At 56.6% G+C, this 1242-nt stretch carries 1 protein-coding gene; it reads left to right on the plus strand.

Features of this window, described 5'->3' with window-relative positions; all coding sequences use genetic code 11:
- Positions 1–140 precede the first annotated feature (140 nt).
- On the plus strand, positions 141–1242 hold a 1102-nt coding region (locus tag CKO31_RS25930; RefSeq protein WP_200243760.1), incomplete at its 3' end, for a hypothetical protein.

Consider the following 1242-nt stretch of genomic DNA (forward strand, 5'->3'; position numbering starts at 1 on the left):
GTGGCGTCATGCCTGATCAGGCTGGAACTGATCCGATTGGTCTCAACCGTGAGTCCACAGCAACACGTTTCGCTCGAGGCTTCGACTCGCGATGCGGAAACCCATGAACCTTCCAACAAACCTCAGAACGGAGCCCATCTATGTCGACCTTCGTTGAAGTCCTGTTGCAGCGATCCGACCAAGGCTTGGAGACCTTGGAGCGGCACCTCTCGTGGATATCCTTGCTGTGTTTCATGATCGGGGTGTTTTGGGCCGATCAATCCCTGGGCTTCGCCCTGTTTATCAGCGGGCTGATGGAAGGCTTTATCGATGCTTATAGCTACATCGCGCCCGTCGCGATCTACCTCATTCTAACGCCAACCCTCATCAAACTGGTCGCCAGTGCGCGTGGCGGCAAGGGTTTCGCCGCTTTCACCATTGTCTGGTTCGCGAAAGCCCGAGTACTTGCCTGTCTCTATGCAGTGATCATAACGACCGTGGTGTTCGGGTTACCATTGTACTCCCAGGCAGACGGCTTCCTGGAAGCGGCCTCGAAGTCTGTGGAATCCTTGGGATGGATGCTGACCCACAGCGTCTACTTTTATGCGGTCTATGCAAGTCTCATCACCGTCGTCCTGGCAACACGCCTGCCGAAAACCGCGGCTGTTCTGTCCAAAGGGGTCGACCTCGTAGAATATCTGGGGCGTGGCATCGTCCCGATTATTCCTTTCATGATGATCGCTGTCGGCGCGTACGTGACCATTTTGCCGTCGATCCTGGAGGGAGAGCTGTCCGGACAGGTCGAGCTCTCCGAGCTAGGCACGGTGACGATGCTCGGCATGCCCATCGACATCACGACTTCCCTCGGCATGATCCTGATCTATGTACTTGGCGCCCTGCTGACAGGTGTGGTCTGCGGGGTTTGGCATGCCGGCCTGATATCCCTCGCCAGGCGACAGCTGCCGGATTTCTCCCTGCAATCCTATTTTGCGGACTACTGGGTCAAGGTTTATCCCTTGTTGTGGGCGACCTCCTCGGAGGCCTTGGCCACCCCGCTGAATCTCTACATGGTGAAAAAATTCTGCCCGCACCTACGCGCCGAGGTGCGCCAATTCGTGGTCGGGACGGGATCGTTCCTCAACATCAACGGTACGGTGATCAACGTGTTTCTGATGACCGGACTTGTGGGCGCCATCCTCGGCATTGAGGTGTCCATGTTGCAGCTCCTGCTGCTCATCCCCATCGTCTTTCTAATCGCTTACG

Source organism: Thiohalocapsa halophila, assembly GCF_016583825.1.
Taxonomy (GTDB): domain Bacteria; phylum Pseudomonadota; class Gammaproteobacteria; order Chromatiales; family Chromatiaceae; genus Thiohalocapsa; species Thiohalocapsa halophila.